The 22,553-nt window shown below is 45.2% G+C and carries 24 protein-coding genes and 2 tRNA genes; 15 read left to right on the forward strand and 11 right to left on the reverse strand.

Annotated elements, in window-relative coordinates; translation table 11 throughout:
* The first annotated feature begins 159 nt into the window (after positions 1-159).
* The 4 genes from FHQ23_RS10290 (at position 160) to FHQ23_RS10305 (ending at position 2,551) form a co-directional block, all read left to right on the forward strand.
* Positions 160-236: transfer RNA gene (locus FHQ23_RS10290), tRNA-Pro, on the forward strand.
* A gap of 48 nt (positions 237-284) precedes the next feature.
* Positions 285-361: transfer RNA gene (locus FHQ23_RS10295), tRNA-Arg, on the forward strand.
* 295 nt (positions 362-656) lie between these two features.
* Positions 657-866 carry a transcription antiterminator/RNA stability regulator CspE gene (gene cspE, locus FHQ23_RS10300; protein ID WP_132968085.1) on the forward strand — a complete coding sequence of 70 codons (210 nt, stop codon included), beginning with the start codon at positions 657-659 and terminating at the stop codon, positions 864-866.
* A 353-nt stretch (positions 867-1,219) separates the two neighbouring features.
* Positions 1,220-2,551: an SLC13 family permease gene (locus FHQ23_RS10305; protein ID WP_442805426.1), complete on the forward strand. Its 1,332-nt coding sequence runs from the start codon at positions 1,220-1,222 to the stop codon at positions 2,549-2,551.
* Positions 2,552-2,649: 98 nt separating this feature from the next.
* Here FHQ23_RS10305 and cgtA read toward each other — a convergent pair whose 3' ends face one another.
* The 4 genes from cgtA to rplU all read right to left on the reverse strand — a co-directional run bounded on the left by cgtA (position 2,650) and on the right by rplU (position 5,503).
* On the reverse strand, positions 2,650-3,825 hold the full coding sequence (gene cgtA / locus FHQ23_RS10310) for an Obg family GTPase CgtA (protein WP_139614248.1): 1,176 nt from the start codon (positions 3,823-3,825) through the stop codon (positions 2,650-2,652).
* A 38-nt stretch (positions 3,826-3,863) separates the two neighbouring features.
* Positions 3,864-4,799, reverse strand: a complete 936-nt coding sequence (locus FHQ23_RS10315; protein ID WP_139614249.1) for a DMT family transporter — start codon at positions 4,797-4,799, stop codon at positions 3,864-3,866.
* 117 nt (positions 4,800-4,916) lie between these two features.
* Positions 4,917-5,174, reverse strand: coding sequence for a 50S ribosomal protein L27 (gene rpmA / locus FHQ23_RS10320; protein WP_132968089.1), 258 nt, complete (start codon positions 5,172-5,174; stop codon positions 4,917-4,919).
* Positions 5,175-5,191: 17 nt separating this feature from the next.
* A complete protein-coding gene (rplU, locus tag FHQ23_RS10325; RefSeq protein ID WP_132968090.1) occupies positions 5,192-5,503 on the reverse strand; it encodes a 50S ribosomal protein L21 in 312 nt (103 codons plus the stop codon).
* A gap of 240 nt (positions 5,504-5,743) precedes the next feature.
* On the opposite strand from rplU, the gene ispB reads away from it, so the two are divergent.
* From ispB to coaD, 8 genes are all read left to right on the forward strand, one after another.
* Positions 5,744-6,733, forward strand: a complete 990-nt coding sequence (ispB, locus tag FHQ23_RS10330; protein ID WP_139614250.1) for an octaprenyl diphosphate synthase — start codon at positions 5,744-5,746, stop codon at positions 6,731-6,733.
* 8 nt (positions 6,734-6,741) lie between these two features.
* The gene (locus FHQ23_RS10335) at positions 6,742-7,512 is read left to right on the forward strand and encodes an epoxyqueuosine reductase QueH (RefSeq protein WP_442805425.1); all 771 of its coding nucleotides are present in this window, start codon (positions 6,742-6,744) and stop codon (positions 7,510-7,512) included.
* Between the two features lie 128 nt (positions 7,513-7,640).
* Entirely contained in the window at positions 7,641-8,111 is a 471-nt protein-coding gene (locus FHQ23_RS10340) for a PM1805 family lipoprotein (RefSeq protein WP_139609398.1), read from the forward strand.
* 67 nt (positions 8,112-8,178) lie between these two features.
* A complete protein-coding gene (locus FHQ23_RS10345) occupies positions 8,179-9,210 on the forward strand; it encodes a glycosyltransferase family 9 protein (RefSeq protein WP_139614251.1) in 1,032 nt (343 codons plus the stop codon).
* A 62-nt stretch (positions 9,211-9,272) separates the two neighbouring features.
* Positions 9,273-10,859, forward strand: coding sequence for a glycosyltransferase family 2 protein (locus tag FHQ23_RS10350; protein WP_139614252.1), 1,587 nt, complete (start codon positions 9,273-9,275; stop codon positions 10,857-10,859).
* An 11-nt stretch (positions 10,860-10,870) separates the two neighbouring features.
* Positions 10,871-12,421, forward strand: a complete 1,551-nt coding sequence (locus FHQ23_RS10355) for an RNA/DNA-binding domain-containing protein (RefSeq protein WP_139614253.1) — start codon at positions 10,871-10,873, stop codon at positions 12,419-12,421.
* Between the two features lie 27 nt (positions 12,422-12,448).
* The gene (gene waaA / locus FHQ23_RS10360) at positions 12,449-13,732 is read left to right on the forward strand and encodes a lipid IV(A) 3-deoxy-D-manno-octulosonic acid transferase (protein ID WP_139614254.1); all 1,284 of its coding nucleotides are present in this window, start codon (positions 12,449-12,451) and stop codon (positions 13,730-13,732) included.
* A 10-nt stretch (positions 13,733-13,742) separates the two neighbouring features.
* Entirely contained in the window at positions 13,743-14,252 is a 510-nt protein-coding gene (gene coaD / locus FHQ23_RS10365) for a pantetheine-phosphate adenylyltransferase (RefSeq protein WP_139614264.1), read from the forward strand.
* Here coaD and FHQ23_RS10370 read toward each other — a convergent pair.
* The gene (locus tag FHQ23_RS10370; RefSeq protein WP_139614255.1) at positions 14,249-14,965 is read right to left on the reverse strand and encodes a 3-deoxy-D-manno-octulosonic acid kinase; all 717 of its coding nucleotides are present in this window, start codon (positions 14,963-14,965) and stop codon (positions 14,249-14,251) included. The two genes, coaD and FHQ23_RS10370, sit on opposite strands and share 4 nt — an antisense overlap.
* Before the next feature lie 92 nt (positions 14,966-15,057).
* Between FHQ23_RS10370 and FHQ23_RS10375 the strand changes: the two genes are divergently transcribed.
* Complete coding sequence (locus FHQ23_RS10375) at positions 15,058-16,113, forward strand: glycosyltransferase family 9 protein (protein WP_139614256.1); 1,056 nt, start codon at positions 15,058-15,060, stop codon at positions 16,111-16,113.
* 372 nt (positions 16,114-16,485) lie between these two features.
* Here FHQ23_RS10375 and mutM read toward each other — a convergent pair whose 3' ends face one another.
* Positions 16,486-17,307: a bifunctional DNA-formamidopyrimidine glycosylase/DNA-(apurinic or apyrimidinic site) lyase gene (mutM, locus tag FHQ23_RS10380; RefSeq protein WP_139614257.1), complete on the reverse strand. Its 822-nt coding sequence runs from the start codon at positions 17,305-17,307 to the stop codon at positions 16,486-16,488.
* Positions 17,308-17,432: 125 nt separating this feature from the next.
* Here mutM and trmL point away from each other — a divergent pair, with 125 nt between their 5' ends.
* On the forward strand, positions 17,433-17,915 hold the full coding sequence (gene trmL / locus FHQ23_RS10385; protein ID WP_139614258.1) for a tRNA (uridine(34)/cytosine(34)/5-carboxymethylaminomethyluridine(34)-2'-O)-methyltransferase TrmL: 483 nt from the start codon (positions 17,433-17,435) through the stop codon (positions 17,913-17,915).
* A gap of 14 nt (positions 17,916-17,929) precedes the next feature.
* Positions 17,930-18,556 (forward strand): LysE/ArgO family amino acid transporter, encoded by a 627-nt coding sequence (locus FHQ23_RS10390; RefSeq protein WP_139614259.1) that lies wholly within the window; start codon positions 17,930-17,932, stop codon positions 18,554-18,556.
* Positions 18,557-18,607: 51 nt separating this feature from the next.
* Here the strand turns inward: FHQ23_RS10390 and cysE are convergent, their stop codons facing one another.
* From cysE to FHQ23_RS10415, 5 genes are all read right to left on the reverse strand, one after another.
* The gene (gene cysE / locus FHQ23_RS10395) at positions 18,608-19,432 is read right to left on the reverse strand and encodes a serine O-acetyltransferase (RefSeq protein ID WP_139614265.1); all 825 of its coding nucleotides are present in this window, start codon (positions 19,430-19,432) and stop codon (positions 18,608-18,610) included.
* Between the two features lie 14 nt (positions 19,433-19,446).
* Positions 19,447-20,472 (reverse strand): NAD(P)H-dependent glycerol-3-phosphate dehydrogenase, encoded by a 1,026-nt coding sequence (gene gpsA / locus FHQ23_RS10400; protein WP_139614260.1) that lies wholly within the window; start codon positions 20,470-20,472, stop codon positions 19,447-19,449.
* 103 nt (positions 20,473-20,575) lie between these two features.
* Positions 20,576-21,079 (reverse strand): protein-export chaperone SecB, encoded by a 504-nt coding sequence (gene secB / locus FHQ23_RS10405; RefSeq protein WP_139614261.1) that lies wholly within the window; start codon positions 21,077-21,079, stop codon positions 20,576-20,578.
* Between the two features lie 39 nt (positions 21,080-21,118).
* The gene (locus FHQ23_RS10410; protein WP_139614262.1) at positions 21,119-21,559 is read right to left on the reverse strand and encodes a rhodanese-like domain-containing protein; all 441 of its coding nucleotides are present in this window, start codon (positions 21,557-21,559) and stop codon (positions 21,119-21,121) included.
* A 191-nt stretch (positions 21,560-21,750) separates the two neighbouring features.
* The gene (locus FHQ23_RS10415) at positions 21,751-22,434 is read right to left on the reverse strand and encodes a 2,3-diphosphoglycerate-dependent phosphoglycerate mutase (protein ID WP_132968109.1); all 684 of its coding nucleotides are present in this window, start codon (positions 22,432-22,434) and stop codon (positions 21,751-21,753) included.
* Between the last annotated feature and the right edge of the window lie 119 nt (positions 22,435-22,553).

Genomic DNA, 22,553 nt, shown 5'->3' on the forward strand with positions numbered 1-22,553 from the left:
GATCAACAGACCCTAATAATACTCTAACGAATTAGGTTATTTTGGCAGAAAAAAGCGGGGATTGTAAGAGGAAATTCGTTAAAAAATAAGCGATTGAACTAAAAAAGATAAAAAGTGATTGACGAAAAATTTTAGGCTCTTATAATGCACGCTACTTGTCGGCGAGTAGCGCAGCTTGGTAGCGCAACTGGTTTGGGACCAGTGGGTCGTAGGTTCAAATCCTATCTCGCCGACCACTTCTTTCTTCCCTTATTGATATATCCAACTAATGATGCAATAACCGTGCGCCCTTAGCTCAGCTGGATAGAGCAACGGCCTTCTAAGCCGTAGGTCACAGGTTCGAATCCTGTAGGGCGTGCCATTTATCTATTTTTGAATCATCGTGCTTTGAATTAATGTGTGATTAAAAGTGCTATTATTCATGAACTTTCCGAAAATAAAGTCATAAATCGCTTGTTATCCGCCGATAATCGTGTTCTAATGCCCACAGCTAGACGAGGTTTATTTAAGTTCGATATTTCCTGCACTTCCTTAATACAAATTTTATTTTGTTTTCCTGAAAGTCTTTGAATACCAATCTCTATCTAAGTTCAAGTGTTAGCAAACAGCTTATTTTCAAGCAACTTTATTTAAAATTATTGATTAAGGATGACAGCATGTCTAAATTAACGGGCTCTGTAAAATGGTTCAACTCAACTAAAGGCTTCGGCTTCATTACTCCGTCAAACGGTGGTAAAGACTTATTCGTTCACTTCTCTGGTATCGTTGGTGACAACTACAGAACTTTAGAAGAAGGTGCGCGTGTAGAATTCAACGTTCAAGATTCTCAACGTGGTCCAGCCGCTGTGGATGTTGTTGTACTGTAAAGTGCGGTTCGCCAAAGCATATGATTAAGCCTCCTTCGGGAGGCTTTTTTGTTGGGCTGTGTTTGACTGTAAGTTATTCTTTATGCATTATGTTGTGACATTCTCGTTAATACCTTGCTAGCTAATTGTTGTTTCAGAAAATAATCTGTGAGGTGAGTAACAATTTGACTCCGGATGATTTGTCTTACATGTGCTTTTTTGCCTAGAATCAAGGGTACTGATTGATTTTATGGACGTTTTCTATGGCAGATTCGCGCGCTTACTCTCTCAAAAAACTGAGTCTCTATCCTTTTGCAATGGCAAGACAGAGCAAGGTTATTCAGTTTTTACTCTCCATTCTTTTTGGTTTGGGCATGATGTATTGGTTGTCCGACCCTAGCTTTACTCAAACCCAAAACTTAGTATTGTTGTTACTTTTTTTGGCTATTGCACTATGGATTACCGAAGCTATTCCACCGTTTTCTGTAGGAATATTGGTGATTGGCTATCTGGTGGTGGTGATGGGCACCGATGAAAACCAGCATGCGATGCGCTATGTACAAACCTGGTCTGATGGGGTGATTTGGCTTTTCTTGGGCGGTTTCTTTTTGGCGGAGGGAATGAAGAAAACCCGTTTAGATGAAGCGTTGCTTGGGATTTTATTACCTAAATTTGGCAAGAAACCAGAATTTATTTTGTTGGGATTGATGCTGACCACGGCAGTTATTTCAATGTTAATGAGTAATACCGCAACGACTGCGATGATGATCGCAACGGTTAGCCCGATTTTTGCTTCGCTAGATAAAAAATCCAATTTTTCTCGCGCCTTGCTGTTGGGAATTCCAACGGCGGCTTCTATTGGTGGTATGGGTACGATCATCGGTTCGGCACCCAATGCGATTGCTGTTGGCGCTTTGGAAGCGGTTGGGATTAGTATTTCGTTTTTAGAGTGGATGGTCATCGGCGTACCGATTGCGTTATTGCTGTTATATATTTTTTGGCGAATTTTGCTGCGCCGCTATCGTGTGGGGCGTGAGGAGATGACGGTTCAATTTGCATTGCCAACTGTAGAGCATAGTGATCAATTGAGCAATAAGGAGCTTCGACTGCAGAAAAATATTATGATGGTGGTGTTGGGCATAACACTATTCTTCTGGCTGACCTCTAAATGGTTTGGTATTCCGATTGCAGCGGTATCAGGCATTCCGATTGTCGCGCTTACTATGCTGGGTATCTTGGATGCCGATGATGTGCGGGCTTTGCCGTGGGACACCTTAATGTTGGTGGCTGGTGGTTTAGCACTGGGAATGGCGATTCAGGAGCAGGAGCTAGCGGCGCATTTTGTGGATAAGTTGAGTGGCGTACAAATTAATTTCTATTTGTTGATGTTGCTGTTTGGCTTTATTACTGTATTGTTGTCTAATTTTATGAGTAATACGGCGGCAACCACTATTTTAGTCCCTATTGCGCTGTCTTTGATGAGCATTTCCAGTGGCGATTTCAGCCCAGCAACCTTGCCTTTAATCATTGCATTAAGTGCTTCTTGTGCACTACTGCTACCGGTGTCGACGCCACCAAATGCGATTGCTTTTAGTACCGGCTTGATCAAGCAGTCTGAATTCAGGCTAGGTGGCGTCTCGATGGGGCTACTCGGACCTGTAAGCAGCATTGTGTGGGTGCTGGCAGTCACGTCAATATTGAATTAAAAGAATTAAAAGCTAAAACCGCACTTTGCCTAAATAATTATTCAAAAAGGCAAAGTGCGGTTTCTATGAAACTTAGGTGGAGCTCACTTCAGTCAGAATTAAGGTTTGTAGATAGTCTCTACGCCTTCTTCATCGTCTTCTGACCAGTCATCATCCCAATCGTCATCTTCGCTGTCGTCACTGTGGGCGGCGATTTGTTGTTGATGGTAGTCATCCCATTTAAATTTTACTTCTTCTGTTTCTGCTTCGGCTGCTACAGTTTCGCGTGGATTATCCTCGATAAATTGCATAATATCCCGGCACAGCGCCTGAACATTTTTGCCGGTGACAGCTGAAATCAGGTAGTAATCTTCCTGCCAGCCTACACGCTCGACAATTTCAGCGGCTCGTGCTGCGGACTCTTCGTCGCTTAAGGTATCGATTTTATTGAACACCAACCAGCGTGGTTTTTCAGCCAGCGCTTCACTATATTGATACAGTTCGGATTCAATAATGGCGATATTATCCGCCGGATCGCTTTGATCGATCGGGTTCAAATCGACTAAATGAATTAACACGCGGCAGCGTTCCAAATGCTTCAGAAAACGAATCCCCAGGCCGGCACCGTCGGAAGCCCCTTCGATTAGACCGGGAATGTCAGCAATCACAAAACTGCGGTTAGCGTCCACTCTGGCAACGCCTAGGCTCGGAACGAGCGTGGTAAACGGATAATCCGCCACTTTTGGCTTGGCGGCAGAAACCGCGCGGATAAAGGTGGATTTACCGGCATTGGGTAGTCCCAACATGCCTACATCAGCCAACAACATTAATTCCAGTTGCAAATCGCGTTTTTCACCAGCCGTACCGTTTGTTTTTTGACGTGGCGCACGATTGATCGAGGACTTAAAGCGAGTATTGCCCAAACCGTGGTAACCGCCTTTGGCTACTAACAGTTTCATGCCGTGCTGGGTGAGATCACCAACCGTTTCTTGGGTGTCGTGGTCGATTGCCCGAGTTCCGACCGGCACACGCAGCGTGATATCTTTGCCTCGATGTCCGGTACAATTGGCGCTGCGTCCGTTCTCACCGCGTTCAGCCGCAAAACGTTTCTCGAAACGGTAATCGATTAGCGTATTTAGGTTTTCATCGGCAACTAAATACACATCGCCGCCATCACCACCGTCACCACCGTCAGGGCCGCCTTTTGGCACATATTTTTCACGGCGGAAGCTGACACAGCCGTTGCCGCCGTCGCCAGCTTCAATGCGAATTAACGCCTCATCAATAAATTTCATCTGTTTCTCCTGTTCGTCTGACTCTTTATCACGTTATTTCATCGTGATTTCTTGAGACGACGAAATAAAAAAGTATGCCCGATTGCCGAGCATAGGGCACCGGTAACCACCACACAAGCACCGATATACGATAATAGGTTTAAATCTGGCAACGTAAAAGCGTGGGGTGCGGCCAGATAGGCGATCTCTGAAAATAAAATCGTAAACAGCGGGGTCAGCGTAATGATCGCGCTGACTTTCGACACTTCCCAACGGTTGATCGCTTCGGCATAACAGCCGTAAGCAACTAGTGTATTTAAACAACAAAATGCCAAACAAAACAACTCTAGCAGCGGCAGACGACTGACGCTACCAACCTCTGCCATCGGTGTGAACAATAGGGCGCTGCCGGTATAAAATATCAGTAAAATTTGTTGGGAATTGAAACGGCGCAGCATCAGTTTCTGTGCCAAGCCGTAACCAACCCAAATCAGTGCAGCAGATAGGCTGAGTAATACCCCTTTGGTGTAGGCCGTCATACTGGTCAGTAATTCTGCTAAGCGTTCGTTAAAAAACAGCAGCAAGCCGATAACTAATAAAACTGCACCGATTTTTTGTGTCGGGCCAATCAATTCTTTCAAGAAAACCGCACTTGCTATCATCATTAAAAAGGGGGAGACTTGCGCAATCACTTGTGTCACCGCCGGATCTAAATAGTTTAACGAGGTGTTGAACAGTAAAAAATTGCCGCTGAGTGCAGCGATACCAATAATCGTTAGCCAGCGAAAACGCGGGCTCAGCAGCAGTTTCGCCTGCGGTAATTTATCTAAAAATTTTAAAATGATCAGCAAGCCGACAGCAGCTACCGAAAAGCGGTACCAAACAATGGTGCTGCTATCCATAAAACGTAAAATCGGTTTTAATGCCAACGGCACCATACCCCAGCAAACTGCTGTGGTTAAGGCAAACAAAAAACCACTGACTGATTTCTTCATCTTTTCCGTTGTGTCCAATTGTGTTGTATCAATCTTACCGCACTTTTTACCTAATAAAAATGCTAATAAAAAACCCCGCGCTATAAAAGTGCGGGGTTCTTCAACTCTGAAATTAAATTAGTCAGCGATAATACTTACGTATTTGCGATTTTTGTCGCCTTTCACTTCAAATTTAACTTTACCGTTTGCCGTTGCAAACAGAGTATGATCACGACCAAGTCCAACATTAGTGCCAGCGTGGAATTTAGTACCACGTTGACGAACAATAATGCTACCGGCTAATACTGATTCACCGCCAAAGCGTTTAACACCAAGACGTTTACTTTCAGAGTCACGACCGTTGCGAGTGGAACCACCAGCTTTCTTATGAGCCATTTTCGATCTCCTCTAAATTAGGCACTGATGCCAGTGATTTTCACTTCTGTGAACCACTGACGGTGACCTTGTTGTTTACGACTGTGTTTACGACGACGGAACTTAACGATTTTAATTTTATCGCCACGACCGTGTGCCACGACTTCAGCCACTACTTTACCGCCATCAACTAATGGGGCACCAATTTTTACATCTTCACCGTTGACGACCATCAACACTGAATCGAACTCAACCGTTTCACCAGTTGCTACTTCAAGTTTCTCTAAACGAACAACTTGACCTGCGCTCACTCTGTGTTGTTTACCGCCACTTTGGAAAACCGCGTACATAGAAAAAACTCCGCTAAAATATGTGCCGAATAAACGAATTGCCTGTTTATATCATATGGCACAATCAAAATTCATATAAATAGGGTGCGGATTTTACGCAAAAAATTGTCTGATAGCAAGCAACTATTTTGGATAAGTTTAAAATATTTGATCCTTGTGCAGGATTGATTTTAGAAATTCGATAAATTCGGGTACAATGCGGCTTTCCGAAATAATTATTGATGTGGCAAGTTTGAAATCATGACAGGATATCAACCCTTCGATCTAAAAAAGATCCAGACACTTTGCGCTGAAGACATGCACGCCGTCAATGCGCTGATTTTGGCACAGATGAATTCAGATGTGGTGCTGATTAATCAATTGGGACACTATATTATCAGCGGCGGCGGCAAACGCATTCGCCCGATGATCGCCATTTTGGCAGCGCGGGCGTTGGGGTATCAAGGTACGGCGCACATCACTACAGCGACCTTTATCGAATTTATTCACACGGCAACGTTGTTGCATGATGATGTGGTGGATGAATCGGATATGCGTCGCGGAAAAGAGACTGCCAATGCGTTGTTCGGCAATGCGGCGAGTGTCTTGGTCGGGGATTTTATCTATACCCGCGCGTTTCAATTGATGACGTCCTTGGACTCGTTGAAGATCCTGAAGATCATGTCGGATGCCACCAATGTGATCGCCGAAGGGGAAGTGTTGCAGCTGATGAATTGTAATGATCCTAACACCACTGAGCAAAGCTATATGCAGGTGATCTACAGCAAAACGGCACGCCTGTTTGAAGCCGCAACGCAATGTGCAGCGATTGTCACCCAAGCGAATGAAAAGATTGAACAGGCGCTGGCTGATTACGGGCGTTATCTCGGCACTGCGTTTCAATTGGTGGATGATGTGTTGGATTACAGCGCCGATCAACAGGCATTGGGCAAAAATATTGGTGATGACTTAGCTGAAGGCAAACCGACATTGCCGTTATTACACACCATGCAACACGGTGATGCGGAACAACAAACGATGATCCGTGCTGTGATCGAAAACGGCAACGGGCGCGATCAGCTGCCGCAAGTGTTAGCTGCCATGCAACAACACGGCTCTTTAGACTATGCAATGCAAAAAGCACGCGATGAAGCGCAAAAAGCGGTGACTGCGCTGGCACCACTGCCCGAAAGCGATTACAAACAAGCACTGATTGCGTTGGCATATCTTTCTGTTGACCGCACTTATTAATAAAAAATATGATGACTAAATTAGACTTAAACACCAAAAGTGCGGTCTGCGAAACGGCACCAACCACTGAACCGCACTTTGTATCTGTGCGTGCCAAACGACGGAAACAAAAAGAGAAAGCACCGTTTGTACGTCCTAACTTGGCATTGCCAAACGGACACAACAAACTGCTGTTGCATTCCTGCTGTGCGCCTTGCTCTGGCGAAGTGATGGAAGCGATTTTGGCATCGGGCATTGAATTTACCATTTATTTTTACAACCCGAACATTCACCCGCTGAAAGAGTATTTGATCCGCAAAGAGGAAAATATCCGCTTCGCCGAAAAATTTAATATTCCGTTTATCGATGCCGATTATGATCGCCAAAACTGGTTCGATCGTGCCAAAGGTATGGAAGACGAACCGGAACGAGGCATTCGTTGCACCATGTGTTTTGATATGCGTTTTGAAAAAGCGGCGGAATATGCCCATGAAAACGGCTTTCCGGTGTTCACTAGCTGTCTGGGCATTTCCCGTTGGAAAGACATGAATCAAATCAACGGTTGCGGACACCGTGCGGCAGAAAAATATGACGATGTCGAATATTGGGACTACAATTGGCGCAAAGGCGGTGGTTCGCAACGGATGATCGAGATCAGCAAGCGTGAACGTTTTTACCAACAAGAGTATTGCGGTTGCGTCTATTCGTTGCGTGATACCAACAAATGGCGTGAAGCGACAGGTAGACAAAAAATTGAAATTGGCAAACTGTATTATTCAGTTGATGAGAGCACAGCCTAAGTCATAGCAAAAACAGACAATTGCTTTACCTCAACAAATAAAGGTCGTAAACTAGCCAAATCTTGAGCCTTTTTCAAAAGAACTGTGCGGCAAGAGCATCACTTTTTATTTATTTAGAGGATTATTCCATGAAACGTTTTTATCAATTTTTCACTTTCGTATTTGTTGCATTGGCGGTTGTCGCTTGTGGTGACAAAAATGCTGATTTAAAAGCAGATTTGCAAGCTTTTGACGCCGCAACCGAACAAAACGGCAATTTAGCTGAAATTCAAAAATTCCAAACCGAGCTGATGAGTGCGGCAACACCAGAAGATCAAGCGGTAATCTTCAACAAAATTGCAGATAAATATAAAGAAATCAAAGCCAGTGTTGAAGGCTTAAAAATCAAAACAGCTGAAGCCAAAGCCTTGCAAGGCAAATTTACTTCCGGTTTTGATGATTTCATCAAATTAATGACAGATTCAGCCACTTACGTTGTCACCCCACCAACCGCAGAACAGCAACAAGCGCTGGTGACCTTGCAACAACAAGCAACGACTAAATTGCTGGAAGCGGCACAAGGTATCCAAACCTTGAAAGAACAAGTTGAGAAAAAATAAGTTTCTCTAATCTATTAAAAGCCCGCAATGCGGGCTTTTTTGTAAGAACGATTGATTTGATACAAAGATGAAAAAAATAAAATATCAATTGCGCCAATGGCGTATTGCATTAGGCAAATGGATCCTAGACAAAACTAAATCTATGCCTGATAACATCGAGTTAAAAAGCGTACTATTCCTGCGTCAAGACGGAAAAATTGGCGATTATATTGTTAGCTCGTTTGTTTTTCGCGAATTGAAAAAATACAACCCGAATCTTGACATCGGCGTAGTGTGCAGCGATGACAGCCTGTTTATTAAAAATCCACATATTGATCATATTTATCAGGTGAAAAAGAAAAATATTATTGATTATTTTAAAACCGGATTGAAACTGCGCAAAGTGCGGTACGATGCGTTAATTGATCCGACAGTATTTGTGCGCAATCGTGATCTGTTGCTGATTCGATTGATTAACGCCAGAATCAATATCGGTTACCTTAAGCAAGATTATCGCCTGTTTAATTTGAATATCGATGACCAACGGCTACATTTTTCTGAGGTTTATCAAACGGCATTAACGTATTTGGGACTGGATAATATCAATACACAGTATGATATTCCATCGGATCCGCAAAGTGTGATTGAGATATCGCAATTTTTAGAAAAAAATCAATTAACTGATTATATTGCAATTAATTTTTTTGGTGCGCCGAGATCGCGTAAATTTGTTGCGGAGAAGATCCGTTTGATATTGGCAGATTTGAGAGCGAAAGTTGCCGATAGAAAAATTGTAGTATTGACTTATCCGGCAGTAACACCGATGTTGAAAGAAATTATAAAATCGGATAATAACGTGTATTTATATGAAAATACCACATCGATTTATCAGAGTATCGAGCTTATTCGCCATGCCAATTTGGTAATATCACCAGATACATCGGTGATTCATATTGCTTCCGGATTCAATAAAAAAATTATTGCATTTTATCACCGCCATGATCTTGGTTTGGCAAACTGGGGACCTAAAAGTGAGGAAGCAACGCATATAGTTTGCTATCAGGATAATATTAATGAAATTAATCCTGAGGATATTAGAAAAGAGTGGTTGTTTGAGTAGAAATACGTTTTATTATTATGAATATCGTCGCCAATAAATTTTTAATATACAGAGTTAAGCAAATGACTAAAAAACTCCCCATCACCGTCACGATGCTGGTGAAAAATTCAGAAAAATATTTATCACAAGTCCTGACCGCCCTGACGGATTTTGATGAAGTGTTGCTGCTGGATAACGGCTCGACAGACAGTACCTTGACGATTGCGCAGCGCTTTGACAATGTGGTGGTTTATCATTCGCCGTTTATCGGTTTTGGTCCGCTCAAAAATTTGGCAGCACAACAAGCAAAACATGATTGGATTATCAATATTGATAGCGATGAAATTTTTCCTGAAGCGCTTATCGAGGAGCTTAAAACCCTGGATTTAACGGAGGCTAATAAAGCATACGCTATTTTGCGCTTGAACCATTATCGTGGCAATGTGATCAAAACCTGTGGTTGGTATCCAGATTATGTCAAACGGCTGTATAACCGCACTTTAGTCGCGTTCAATGATAAGCAAGTACATGAATCTTTAGCGATTCCACAAAATGTTGAATTAGTTAAATTAAAGCAGCATTTTTTGCACTACTCTTTTGACGGTGCCAGTGCGTTGATCAATAAAATGCAGCACTACACCACACTGTTTGCAGAGCAAAATAAATTTAAAAAACGTGCTTCAGTATTCAGTGCAATCACACACGGAATATCGGCATTTATTAAAAATTATCTGCTGAAAAAAGGATTTCTAGACGGGCAAGACGGTTTTGTCATCGCCTGTGCCAATGCAATGGGGGCATATTATAAATACATTAAATTGATGGAAGCGAATCAACGCTTGCAAGCGTCATTGATTATCACCACCTATAACCGCCCAGACGCACTAAGTGCGGTTTTACAATCTGTCTTGGTGCAAAAAACGTTGCCAAAAGAAGTGATTATCGCTGATGACGGTTCGACGGACGAAACCAAAACGGTGATTGAACAATATCAAGCACAATTTCCTATTCCGTTAATTCACAGTTGGCAACCGGATACCGGTTTTAAACTGGCTGAGTCCCGAAATCGTGCATTGGCACAAGCCACGGCAGATTATATTGTGGTGATTGACGGTGATATGGTGATGCACCCTCAGTTTATTCAAGATCACTTAAAGGCTGCCAAAAAAGGTGTGTTTATGCAAGGCAGTCGCGTGGTGTTACCACAGCAAAAAACTGTTGAAATTTTACAGCAACCGATGAATTATCCACAGATTAAATGGTATCAAAAAGGGATTGAAAAGCGCTTGGAAAAACGCCTTTCCGCTTGTCATTTGCCATGGTTAAATTCGATTTTACATAAAGAAAAGCGTGATTATTACAAAGGGATTCGGGGCTGCAATATGGCATTTTTCCGTGAAGATGCCCTGGCGGTAAATGGCTTTAATAATGATTTTGTCGGCTGGGGGCGTGAAGACAGTGAATTTGTGGCACGCTTATTTAACAATGGTGTAAAACGCAAAGATATTCGCTTTGCTGCGATTGCTTATCACCTATGGCACAATGAAGCCGAGCGTGATGCCCTGCCGGGAAATGACCGTTTGTTAAAAAATGTCATTGAGCAAAAATTAACAACTTGCGAAAATGGTGTAGCACAATTTTTAAATCATTCTACCGAATTAATGGATTAAATTAAGGGCTTATGCTAACAAAGTTACCTATCAATATTAATGATTTGCTTCATCAACGTACGGTTGAAAGTGAACGCATTGAATATAAAGCGGGTTGGAATCCCGAGGCGATTTTGCATACCCTTTGCGCCTTTGCCAATGACTTTCATAATATCGGCGGCGGATATATTTTGATCGGGCTTGATGAGCAACAGGGGCAGCCTCAGTTGCCACCAGTTGGCTTATTGCCGCAACAAATTGATTCAATTCAAAAAGAATTGCTAAATCTAGGATATTCAGCGATCTTCCCACATTATCATCCACTGACAGCAACCTATGAAATTCAAGGTAAAACCATTCTGGTGTTATGGGCACCAGGTGGTGAAATGCGCCCTTATCGTGCCAAGCTCAGTTTGAGTGATAAAAAAAGTGATTGGGGCTATTACCTGCGTAAACACACGAGTACTGTAAAAGCTTTCGGTGAGGATGAGCGAGAGTTATTGGGGTTAGCAGCCAGTGTGCCATTTGATGATCGTTATCGTCAGACAGCAACGTTGGACGATCTTTCCCCCCGTTTGATGCGAGATTTTCTTGAAGAAGTCAACAGTGAATTAGCGAGTGAGGCTCAATTTTTTGAGTTGGAAACACTGGCGCGCAGAATGAATATCGTGGGTGGACCGAGTGAAATGGTGCTACCAAAAAATGTCGGCTTGCTTTTTTTTAATCCTCATCCAGAGCAATTTTTTCCGGCAACGCAGATTGATATTGTTTATTTTCCTGATGGGGTTGGCGGTGATCGTTTTGAAGAAAAAATTTTCAAAGGTCCTCTCGGGCGTATTACTCGGGATGCTCTAGCCTACATTCAGAGCAACTATATCAAAGAGGGCGTGATAAAGCTTGCACACCAAGCAGAAGTTGAGCGTTTTTGGAATTTTCCGTTTGCGGCAATAGAAGAAGCTGTGGTCAATGCGGTGTATCATCGCTCTTATCAAATTCGTGAGCCGATCGAAATTCGGATTGATCGGCAAGCCTTAGTGGTATTGAGCTTTCCTGGTCCAGATCGTGCTATTCGGCTGCAAGATCTTCAATCAGGAAATGCTGTGAGCCGCCGCTATCGTAATCGTCGGATTGGAGAGTTTTTGAAGGAATTGGAACTCACTGAGGGGCGATCGACGGGAATTCCCAAAATATTGCGCATGATGCAGCAAAATGGTTCGCCACCACCTGAATTCGAAACTGATGATGATCGTAGCTATTTTTTAATTCGTTTGCCGATACATCAGGGGTTTGAACAAGTAACCGAACAAGTAACCGAACAAGTAACCGAACAAGTAAATAATCAGGTAAGTGCGACAACTCTTGCTTTGTTAGAGGCATTAGCTGCTCAGCCACTCAGTACAAAAATGCTATTACAAACATTATCTTTACTACATCGCCCGACATTTATGGACAATTATTTGAAACCGGCGGTAGCTGCTGGCTTGGTCGAGATGACGGAACCTGATTCACCTCGTAGTCCAACACAAAAATACCGTTTAACGGTGTTAGGGCAAAATGCCTTATTGGCAAATAAACGCACATAGCATTGTTATATGACCAAATGAGGCATTATGTTTTTTTTACTTTATAACATCTTAATTTATCTCATTCAGCCCTTCATCCTGCTGTTCACCCTTTTCCGTAGCCGTAAATCCCCAGCATATCGGCAGCGGTTACCTGAACGCTATGGCATCTACAGCAGGAAAAATGTTGCGCCACAGCCAAATGGGGTGTTGATTCATGCGGCGTCCGTTGGCGAAGTGATGGCGGCGCAGCCGCTGGTGAATACGATTTTGGCTGAATATCCGCAGTTGGCGCTGACGATTACCACGGTGACACCGACTGGTTTGGAGCGGGTGAAATCGGTCTTTGGTAAGCGTGTGACACATGTTTATCTCCCTTACGACACCCCGACTGCGATGGCACGCTTTATACGTTTTGTGCAGCCGAAGCTCTGCATTGTGATGGAAACCGAATTGTGGCCGAACTTTATTGGTCAGTTAGCAAAACGTAATATTCCGTTAGTGATTGCCAATGCTCGCTTATCGGCTCGCTCGGCAACGCGTTACGGCAAATTGAAAAAAATTGTGCACCGGATGTTGTCGCAAATTACACATATTGCCGCGCAGGACAGCATTAGCGCCAGCCGATATCTGAGTTTGGATTATGACAAATCACGTCTGAGTGTGATGGGCAATCTAAAGTATGATTTAAGTCTCAGTACAGTATTACTGCAACAAATCGCAGAACTACGCCAAACATGGCTGCCAAGCAAGCGTCCAGTGTGGATTGCCGCCAGCACCCATCAGGATGAAGATGACATTATCTTGCAAGCGCACCGCACTTTGTTGCAACACTATCCCGATTTATTGCTGCTGCTGGTGCCACGCCACCCGGAACGTTTTCAAGCCGTATATGACCTCATTGAGAAATTGGGGCTAAGTGCGGTACGGCGTTCGGCGCAGCAAGCGCCAAGTGCAGAAACGCAAGTGATGTTGATTGATTCAATGGGCGAGCTGATGTTGATGTATGGCATCAGCGATATCGCTTTTGTCGGCGGTAGCTTATTGCCGATTGGCGGACACAATCCGCTGGAACCGTTGGCGTTTAAACTGCCGGTAATCTCTGGTAAACACACTTTTAATTTTCCAGAGGTGTTCAGCGCGTTGCGAACGGTGAACGGTGTGATTGAAATCGAGAGTCAAAGCGAGGCGTTGGCAGCGGAAGTCGATGGGTTACTGTCAACACCAACACTGGCACAACGCTATGGCGAAGCAGGCTATCAGGTATTAGTGGAAAATCGCGGCGCACTGGATCGTTTGATGCTATTATTGCGCCCTTATCTGGAAAAATAGGATGTTGAAGATGCAAACCAGCGTGATCTACCCCGGCACATTTGATCCGATTACCAACGGACATCTGGATATCATTGAGCGCAGTGCGTTGCTGTTCCCTAAAATTATTGTGGCGGTGGCGGCGAGCCCCAGTAAAAAGCCGCTGTTTGAGCTGGAACAGCGGATTGAACTGGTGCGGCAATCATGCCGACATTTAACAAATGTTGAAGTAATCGGTTTTTCTGGTTTACTGGCCGAGGTGATTAAGCAATATCAGGTCAAGGCGATTATTCGCGGTGTGCGGGCAGTGGCGGATTTTGAATATGAGCTGCAACTGTCGCATTTAAACCGCTTGCTGACCCATGGTGTGGAAAGCCTATTCTTTCCACCGTCCGATCGTTGGTCATATGTTTCCTCGACCATGATCCGTGAAATCAGTTTGCACGGCGGCGATACCCAAGCCCTTGTGCCACAAGTGGTATATCAGGCGTTGCAGCAAAAACACGCCAAACATCAACAGACCCTAGACGTGAAAGCTTAAAAATGATAACCGGTGAGTAGCTGTTGCCAATTCTGTTCGCTGAATTGAATCTGCATCCGCCCGACCTCTTTGAGAAAAGAGCGGTGCAGCCGTGCCAAATTATCGGCTTTCCAATTATCACCACTGAGAAAATCACACTTATCAAAATCAATCAGCCAAAATTTGTGCAGCCCCTGCTGCTGCAACAAAATATTGTGTGCGTTTAAATCACGGTGGCAGACTTGCAGATCGTGCATCTGCCGAATCAAGCCACCAATCTCCTGCCATTGTGGCTCGCTCAGAGTTTGTTGCTGTAAAAGTGCGGTCAAATCCTGTGCATTTTCGATTTTCTGCAACAAAATATCCGCTTGGTAACCGATAGTTTTTTTGATGACCCTTGCTGCAATTGGCTCTGGCACCGGTAATCCGGCTTTGTGCAGTCGGCGCAGCATTTCGAATTCGGTAAAGCTGCGGCTGTTTTTCAAGGCACAATCAAAGTAGCGGTCACGGTTGAATTTTGCCGACCAGCCGCCGCGGTAATAGTGGCGCAGTGCCAGATTTTTGCCGATATCCAAATCATCGGCCTGCAGAAACCAAGTGATCCCACGCCCTTTAGCTTGCCCGATCACTCGTTGCTGCTGCTGCCAATATTCAATATCAAACAGTTGTTCAGGCGTTAGTGCGGTGTCGCTATTCAGGAGAAAGTAGTGGTTGCCGTGTTGAATGTAAGCCATCGTATTGTCCGCAGATTAACATGGTAATTTTCCGATTTTACTTTAGAATAAATCAAATCCCAACCAAAAATCGTTTAATTATGCAGAAAGTTATGGCAAAACAACCGCTTTTTACCCAAGCTCCTGAAAAAATTTGTATCTTGCGCCTCTCGGCGATTGGTGATGTGTGCAATGCGATTGCCATGGTACAGCAGATTCAACGCTACTATCCGGCCACTGAAATCACTTGGATTGTCGGCAAAACCGAAGCACAGCTGGTGTCGGTGTTGCCAAAGGTGAAAACTGTGGTGTTTGATAAAAAGTGCGGTTGGCGCGGCGTGTTAGCGATTTGGAAGCAATTGAAAAATCAGCGTTTTGATGCCTTGCTGAATATGCAGACCGCACTTCGAGCCTCGGTGTTATCGCTAGGAATTAAAGCTAAGTATAAAATTGGGTTTGCGAAAAAACGGGCGCGTGAAGGGCAGTGGTTGTTTACCAACCGCACCATCAGCGAGCCGCAAAATCCCCATGTTTTGGACGGATTTCTGGCGTTTGCGCAAGCCATCGGCGTGCCGTCCAGCCCACCTCGTTGGGATATTCCACTGGCGGCGGCAGATCGGGAGTATGCCAGCAGTCTGATTGATCCGAGCCGAAAAAATCTGCTGATTTGCCCTTGTTCCAGTAAAGCGGAAAAAGATTGGACGGTCGAGGGGTATGTGGCGGTGGCTCGTTATGCTGCTGAACAGAACATCAACGTTATTCTCGCCGGTTCCCCTGCGCCACGCGAAATGGCGATGGCGGCTGAAATTGCGCAAAAGTGCGGTATTGCGTTGACTAATGTGGTCGGTAAAACCTCGTTATTACAATTGATAGCATTGATCGGTCAAGTGGATTTGCTGATTTCACCGGATTCAGGTCCGGCGCATATGGCAACCATGCAAGGCACACCGGTGATTGGGTTATATGCGGTGCACAACCCGCTGCGCACCGCACCGTATAACAATCTGGCGAATGTCGTGTCGGTGTATGAACAAAATATTCAGGCGCAATACGGCAAACCATCTGCCGAACTGCCTTGGGCGACCCGCACCAAAGGCAAAGATTTGATGCAACAAATTCAGGCGCAACAGGTGATTGCGCAGATGAAAGGAGTGTTGGGAATGAGTTGATAGGTACAACCCGAACATCCTTTACATATTAACCGATGACATCGTTTACACTTTGGGCTGTATCCCACCTTTTTTTCTCTCACAAGGGCGAAGGAATTCTAACGACTACGCTCAATTCAGTTACAGCACATTATTTCCTTCTCCCTTGATGGGAAAAGGTGCCCGAAGGGCGGATGAGGGGGAGAGCTCGGTACACTGCACCACACTTTACCCCTCATCCTGATTTTCGCTTCTGAACGAAGCAAAAATCTGTCCTTCTCCCACAAGGGGCGAAGGAAAAGTGCGGTATTCCACAGCCCCAACAGAGTTGATTCATCCGTAATCTCGAATAACTTGCATACACCTCGGGTTGTACAGATCTGTTTCTTACCGTTACAACCCCTGACATCTCGGACAATAAAAACTATTCCGTTGCCCAATGACCGCACTTTCGATTTTGGTGCCGCAAGTCGGGCAAGGTTCGCCGGCTTTGCCATAGACATACAACTGTTGTGCAAAATAGCCGGGGCGACCGTCCGGTTGAATAAAATCTTTCAACGATGTGCCGCCTTGACGGATAGCTTCTTTTAATACCAACTTAATTTGCTCGACCAGTTGTTCGCATTGTGCACGGGTCAATTTACTCGGTGGCGTGAGCGGGTGAATGCCGCATAAAAACAGGGTTTCGTTGGCGTAAATATTGCCAACACCGACCACCACCGCATTGTTCATCACAAACGATTTGATCGGGGTATTTTTATTGCGGCTTTTTTGCCAAAAATAATCGGCATTAAACTCCTCGGACAGCGGTTCGGGGCCGAGCTTGGCGAACAGCGGAAAATCGGCTAAGGTTTCCGCCCATAGCCAAGCGCCGAAACGGCGTGGATCGTTATAACGCAAAATCTTACCGTTGGTGAAAATAAATTCCAGATGATCGTGTTTATCCCGCACCGCACTTTCATCATCTATATCCACAATCCGTAACGATCCCGACATCCCTAGATGTCCGACAATATAACCCTGCTCGGTTTCGATAATCAGATATTTGGCACGGCGCTGCAAGCCAGTGATACGCACGTTGTAAAACTCGCTGAGTTCGGGGCTGACTTCCCAGCGCAATTTGCTGCGGTGAACACGAATTTGCTCAATTTGTTGCCCCAACACAAACGGCGCAATGCCGCGCAGGGTGGTTTCGACTTCGGGTAATTCAGGCATAATTGTTCTCTTTTTTTGCTTGGAATAGGGCATTCTATCCAATTTTAACCGCACTTTCAGCACTTGTTTAAATAGGCGAGAGTGGTATAGTTTGCCTCTGTTTTTGAATTAGATGAATTGAGATTATGTTAGACATTGTATTATACGAGCCGGAAATTCCGCAAAACAGTGGTAATATCATCCGTTTATGCGCCAACTGCGGTTTTCGCTTGCATTTGATCGAACCGTTGGGCTTTGCTTGGGACGATAAAAAATTGCGTCGTTCTGGCTTGGATTACCACGAATTTGCCGAAATTAAAAAATATCCGTCATTCGAGGTGTTTATGCAACAGGCACAACCACAACGGCTGTTTGCGTTAACCACCAAAGGCGGGCCGAATCATGCCGAAGTGCATTATCAACCGGGCGATTTTTTGATGTTCGGGCCGGAAACCCGTGGCATTCCACGCCCAATTTTAGACAGCCTGCCGTTGGCACAAAAAATCCGTTTGCCGATGGTGGCGAACAGCCGCAGCATGAATTTGTCCAATGCGGTGGCGGTGACGGTATATGAAGCCTGGCGGCAGTTGGGTTTTGCCAATGCGGTTAATCCGAATATCAACCTATAAAAAAGTGGCTTAATATGGAACAACTTATTCAAGGATTCTTGGTTTCCGGTAGTTTGATTGTGGCAATCGGCGCACAAAATGCATTTGTGCTGAAGCAAGGTTTACTGCAACGGCATATTTTCTGGGTGTCGCTCACCTGTTTTGTGTGTGATTTTATCTTGATCTGCATCGGTGTAATGGGCTTGGGCAGCCTCATCGGGCAAAGCCCAAGCGCAACCTTGGCGTTGGCGGTAGTCGGTGCACTGTTCTTGCTGGTGTATGGCGCCAGAGCGTTTCGCAGTGCGTATCAGGGCAGCAGCGGTTTAAGCCTTGATCAAACGGGATCATCGTCGCAAAGTGCGGTCAAAACCGTGTTGATTACCTTGGGCTTAACCCTGCTCAATCCGCATGTTTATCTCGACACCGTAGTGATTATCGGCGGCATCGCCTCGACCCTGCTGTTTGAACAAAAACTGGAATTTTTAATCGGCGCAATTTTTGCCTCCGCTTTATGGTTTTTCGGCTTAGGCTACGGCGCCAGACTGCTGATTCCGCTGTTCAAACGTCTTGCCACTTGGCGTGTGTTGGATTTTGTTATCGGCTGTATTATGTGGCTGATTGCGTTCAGCTTGGCGCGTTATGCGTTTGGGCTGTTAGCGTAATCGCTAAAAAGAGCGTTTGGCTAGCCATGACGGTCAACCGCTCTTTAGGGCTTAAATATTCCGAAATTCGTATTCCGATTGTTCAGCGCAATCGTCAAAATACTGATCCATTTCAAATGAGGGTTTAGTTTTTTGTTGTTGCGCGATGATTTTGGCGGGTACGCCAGCCGCAGTCGCATAGTCAGGCACAGCCTGTAGCACCACCGAGCCTGCGCCGATCTTGGCGAAGCGTCCGACTTCGATATTGCCGAGAATTTTTGCCCCTGCGCCGATCATTACGCCTTCGCGCACTTTCGGATGGCGGTCGCCGCACTCTTTGCCGGTTCCGCCGAGCGTAACCCCTTGCAGAATCGAGACGTCGTCTTCAATCACGGCGGTTTCGCCGACCACAATGCCGGTGGCGTGATCGAGCATAATCCCTTTGCCGATCCGTGCCGCAGGGTGGATATCGACGTCAAACGCCACTGAGATCTGGTTTTGCAGGTAAATTGCCAAGGCTTTGCGCCCCACTTGCCACAAGTAGTGGGTGATACGGTAGCTTTGCAGTGCGTGGTAGCCCTTCAAATACAACAGCGGCGTGGAGAACATCTGCACAGCCGGATCGCGTTCACGCACGGCGAGCAGGTCGCTGGCGGCATAGGCAATCAGGTCAGGATGATTTTGATAGGCCTCTTCAATAATCTCTTTCAGTGCAATCGCCGGCATAATCGGATTCGAGAGCTTGTTGGCTAAAATATAGCTCAGTGCCAAGCCGAGATCGTAGTGTTTCAAAATGGTGGCATGGAAAAAACTGGCCAACATTGGTTCGTTGTCCACCAATTCTTTGGCTTCATTGCGGATCGATAGCCATAAATCCAGCAGTTTTTGCGGAGACATTTCGGTCATAATTCTCACTCTTTGCTATATTCTTCTTTACGTTCACGCCCCAGCAGTGTCAATGCTGCATCACGCGCATCTTTGCCGCAGAACAGCACTTGATAGATCTGTTCGGTGATCGGCATTTCGATCCCTTGGCGTTGTGCTAACAGATGTGTCTCTTTGGTGTTGTAAAACCCTTCGACCACTTGTCCGATATTATCCAATGCTTGCTGAGCGCTGAAACCTTGCCCCAACATTAAGCCAAAGCGGCGGTTACGCGACTGATTGTCGGTACAGGTCAGTACCAAATCACCCAAGCCAGCCATGCCCATAAAGGTTTCCGGCTGTGCGCCCAGTGATAACCCCAAGCGGGTGATTTCGGCAATACCACGCGTGATAAGTGCGGTACGTGCATTGGCACCGAAGCCCATGCCGTCGGAAATGCCGGCACCGATGGCGATCACGTTTTTAACCGCCCCACCGAGCTGCACACCGATCATGTCGTTGTTGATATATACCCGAAAATGTTTGCTGCAATGAATACGGGTTTGTATTTCACGTGCAAATTGGGCATTATCGGAAGCTAAGGCGATTGCCGTCGGCAAGCCGTTTGCCAGCTCTTTGGCGAAGGTTGGGCCAGACAGCACCGCTAACGGATAGTGGCTGCCAAGTTGTTCTTTGACTACTGTTTGCAATAATCGTCCGCTATCTCTTTCTAATCCTTTTGTCGCCCAAATCAAGCGGCTGTCATCTCTCAGCAATGGTTTTATTTGAGCAATCACATCGCCGAACACATGGCTCGGCACCACCAGTAAAATATCGCGCGATGCCTGAATTGCTTTGCGTAAGCTAGGTTCGATAATCAAGGAATCGGGAAAGGTAATATCCGGCAGGAATTGGCTGTTTTGCCGTTCGTCTGCTAAACGTTGCAGATGGTGTTGATCGTGCCCCCACAGATAAGTCGGGTAGCCGTTGCGCGAAAACGCAATAGCTAATGAAGTGCCGAACGAACCGGCACCAAGCACGGTGATGGGGGTATTGGTCAGAGCGGTGGTCATATGCTAATCCTTATTCTAAAAAATTATCAGCAGTGTCCGTCTATTCTAAAACAAAATCGCAGACAATTGCCTGCGATTTTTATATGTTGAGAGAAATTAATGCTTAGTGCGTTGTTTCGGTGGCTTGTTCCGCAGCTTCCTGCTGTGCTTGCAATTGTTGCATAAACAGCGCATCAAAATTGACCGGAGACAGGTTCAACGCCGGGAAGGTGCCACGGTTGACTAAGCTGGAGATCAGTTCACGTGCATACGGGAACAGCATGTTCGGGCATTGTGCGGTCAGGCAGTGCGCCAGCTGTACGCCTTCCAAGCCTAATACGGTGAATACGCCGGCTTGTTTGACTTCACAGATAAAAGCGATGTCGTTGCTGTCTTCCAAGGTGGTTTCCACGGTTAGATTCAAGCAGACTTCGTATAAGCCTTCTGCCAGTTCAATGGTTTCGGTATTTAAATCGAATTTTAACTGTGGTTTCCACTCTTGTTGGAAAATCGTTGGTAGATTTGGCGCTTCGAAAGAAACGTCTTTAACATAAATTCGTTGGATTTGCAGTGTCGGTTGTACGGCTTCTTCGTTATTTACTGCGTCTTGTGTGTTTTCTTCAGCCATTTTCAGCTCCCTGATTTAAAATTTTAAGAATAAAGAAAATTAGTGTTTCACCAGTGGTAAATTAGCGGCGCGCCAACCACCGATGCCTTCTTTCAGGCTATAAACCTGTGCAAAACCTTGTTTGTGCAGCTGATTTGCCAAAGCTTCAGAGCCTAATCCGCTGGCATCAACCACAATCACCGGAACGGCTTTATGTTTCTCCAAAATACTGGCAGTGTGATTTTTAATCTCACTTGGCAGGGCTTGTACGCTGCCGATGATGTGTCCACGTTTGAATTCGTCGTTGCTGCGAACATCAACCACCACGCCGTGTTCTTTGTTGAGCAATTGCGTCAGTTGCATATTATTGATCACTTTGACCGCAGAGGTTGCCGATTTGGCAAAGGTGACGATCACCCCGATGAAAACCACGACCCAAGCCACGACCATGATTGTGTGATTGCCTGCAAACTCAATAGCTTTAGGGATAAAATCTTCCATTGAAATCTCAGTCCGTAAAAATAAATGAATGAATAAGTAAGCGGTAAGTATAACCGCTCTTGCCTGCTTTAACCAAATAAAACTAGGCAAGACTGTACAAATATTGTCAAATCACACTCAACGTATACAAAAAACCGCACTTTGACCGATGAGATCAGCAAGTGCGGTTAGCATTGGGCTATTCGGTTAAATTACAGATAGTATTTTTTAACCACTTTCAAATTATCATCTAATTGATATACCAATGGTTGACCGGTCGGAATTTCCAGATCCATAATATCTGCATCGGAAATGCCTTCAATGTGTTTTGCCAAGGCGCGCAAGGAGTTGCCGTGTGCGGTGACCAAGACACGCTGACCGCTCAATAACGCAGGGGCGATTTGATCTTCCCAGAATGGCAACACACGTTCTAAAGTTACTTTCAGGTTTTCACCGTCTGGTACCACATCGCTTGGCAAATGGGCATAACGGCGGTCGTTGTGTGCCGAATTTGGATCGTCTTGTGGCAACAACGGTGGCAAAGTGTCATACGAACGGCGCCAGATGTGAACTTGTTCGTCACCGTATTTTTCTGCGGTGGCTTTTTTATCCAGACCTTGCAATTCACCGTAGTGACGTTCGTTCAAACGCCAGTTTTTGACTTGTGGAATCCACAATTGATCGGCTTCTTCCAACACGATATTACAGGTTTTGATGGCACGGGTTAACACGGAAGTGAATGCGATATCGAATTCGAAACCGGCTGTTTTCAATTTTTGTCCGGCAGATTTGGCTTCTTCGATGCCACGTTCGGTCAGGTTGACATCACGCCAGCCGGTGAATAAGTTTTTGGCATTCCACTCACTGAAACCGTGACGAATGAATACTAATTCCATAAAAAAGTTCTCCTGTTATAGGGTCTGTTGATCTTTGTTTATAATTTGAGCTATAGACTCTTTTTCGCCACTCTTTTTGCAAATAAATAAGGCAAAAGTCGTGAAGTTTAGTCATTCTA

It is taken from the genome of Testudinibacter crocodili (assembly GCF_006228025.1).
GTDB lineage: Bacteria > Pseudomonadota > Gammaproteobacteria > Enterobacterales > Pasteurellaceae > Chelonobacter.